Consider the following 2,217-nt stretch of genomic DNA (forward strand, 5'->3'; position numbering starts at 1 on the left):
AACCTCTAACAGATAAACCTCAAGCAGCTATCACTGAGGAGGTTCCTGAAGAAGAATTGCTTCTCTTTATGAAACGAAAAAGTCGTAAGAGCGGACAAGTAATTGAGGCAAGCTGTAAGCGTACAAACGAAGGCTTTGTTGTCTTACAAGGTAGTCATATTGAAACTATAGATTCTGAGAGTATTCCGCCAGGTATTAAAGAACGTAGGCAAAGAGCCAAAATAGATGAAAATGGAATTCTTCAAGAAAATATCTTATTCCGTAGTCCATCATATGCTGCTGCTTTTGTCATCGGGGGCCATGTAAATGGACTGGTAGAATGGAAAACGAAAGACGGGGTATCATTGAAAGAAATAGAAAACAGTGAAGAAAATTAAGCGGAAATTTACATCCATCCTGCACCCTCAACCCCCTGTAAAAAAGGGGGTTATCTAATCTGGTAACTCAACTATTAATTTTCTGGACGGTTGATATGTTCCCTCAAGCAACCAAAATAAGGGTTTCCTGACATTGCCACATCCGGCAGATCGGCCTCGGGAAAAACTAAATGTCTGGAAACCCTTTATTTACAAGCTTTTCTGTTCTTTATTTCTAAACCCTTGACATCAATGTGACGCACTCAACATGTGTTTTGATAGAAAGGTGATAAATTTTCACAGAAAAATAAGGGAGTATTTTAATTTTACCCCCTATGAATTCAAGATGAACGCTTATAACTTTGCTTTAACAGAAACATTATATATTTTTCTATTTGAAATATTCTATTTTTTATTCTCAGACTCTATCAGTTCTATCATTTTAATAAAATAATTATATACTTCTGTACTTTTATCAAATATGTTTTCTAAGTCTTTTTTCCCACTTTCCAAAACATCTTTTTCCGAAAACTTTTCATTAAAAATAATTGCTAAAGTATATTGCATTTGTGAAGCCACATTTAACATTTGTTTTCCTGTATTTTCTGCTTTTAAATAATCAGAATATACTGATACAAAGTGTTCCGGAAAAACACTAATTAAATAACCATAAAACCACAAATAATCTCCGTCATTTGAATATTTCTCAGTTGCTATTTTAAAGGCATCTAGTAATATATTTTCTGCTTGGTTTAAACATTTTTCTAATTTTGGTGATAATCTTCCCCATTCAGCCATAACATACCAAGTGTAAAAAGAAATTCTGAAAAGATCATATTTCTCAACTGTTTTTAAATAATCTTCATTAATAGCATCAAAAAAACCTATAAGTTCTTCCCATTTTTCATTTTTTATAATTCTCTCTAACTTATCTAAATCCATTGTACATCATAACCTTTCAAATAATATTCTATTTATTTCTTATTTACCCATGCATCGCTAATTTTCCATATACTATCATTTATCTTTTGAAATGTTACTGTTACTGTTTCTTTCCCAACTTTTAAAACTCTTTTATATGCAGAACCGTATCTGCTTTCTGTTCCTTTTTTCATAACTTTTTCTATTATATCTCTTACTTTTTCCCATGTAATTGTTCCCTTAATAATTTTATCCCAATCATGTTTTGGATCTTTTATATGTCTTTGCTTATTAGGCTGTCCATCTAAATCTTTTAAAGCTTTATCAATTATTTTTTCTTCCGCTCTAGCTTCAAACCAATCAACAACTTTGTTATATAACCAAGTACCTGCTGCTATTACTGTACCACCTATAATTACTACTCCAGCAGCAGTAATCACTACTTCCCCAACTCCTGGAATCCACCATGTACCTGCAATAAGAACTCCTGTTGCGCTTTGCACACCTACACTTCTTATTGCTCTATTATTCTTAATAGTATCGTTTTTAAATTCAGTTATATCTACTTCTACTGCAGTATTAAGAAGTTTGACAAACTGTTCTTGTGTATAATAAACATCATTAATATATACACCATCATCAGTAATAACAATATTACATTTATTAGTACTTGTATTTTTAGAACTTAATTCAGTTTCACTTGCAAACGCTGAAATACTTATATTAGATACCATCAATATCATAAGTATAAAACTAATAATTTTTCTTGTCAATTTTTTCATGATTTAATCACCCCTTAAACTTTTCCTTAGATAATTCTATCAAATCTATAAACAAGCTTGTTTACAAAAATTATTTTACCCCCCCATTTCAAAGGTACTGTCAAAGTTTTTTATATATCTAAGACAGCTACCATTTGATTTTACTTAATTTTTATATT

Annotated in this window: 3 protein-coding genes; 1 reads left to right on the forward strand and 2 read right to left on the reverse strand. The window is 30.9% G+C overall.

Annotated features, from left to right (window positions below):
* On the forward strand, positions 1-377 hold a 377-nt coding region (locus tag N3C_RS14650), incomplete at its 5' end, for a DUF4357 domain-containing protein (RefSeq protein WP_143312702.1).
* 384 nt (positions 378-761) lie between these two features.
* Here N3C_RS14650 and N3C_RS14655 read toward each other — a convergent pair.
* Complete coding sequence (locus N3C_RS14655; RefSeq protein WP_003515960.1) at positions 762-1,298, reverse strand: hypothetical protein; 537 nt, start codon at positions 1,296-1,298, stop codon at positions 762-764.
* A gap of 32 nt (positions 1,299-1,330) precedes the next feature.
* Positions 1,331-2,059, reverse strand: coding sequence for a polymorphic toxin type 35 domain-containing protein (locus N3C_RS14660; protein WP_074366728.1), 729 nt, complete (start codon positions 2,057-2,059; stop codon positions 1,331-1,333).
* Between the last annotated feature and the right edge of the window lie 158 nt (positions 2,060-2,217).

Source organism: Clostridium sp. N3C, from assembly GCF_900095445.1.
Lineage (GTDB): Bacteria > Bacillota > Clostridia > Clostridiales > Clostridiaceae > Clostridium_AU.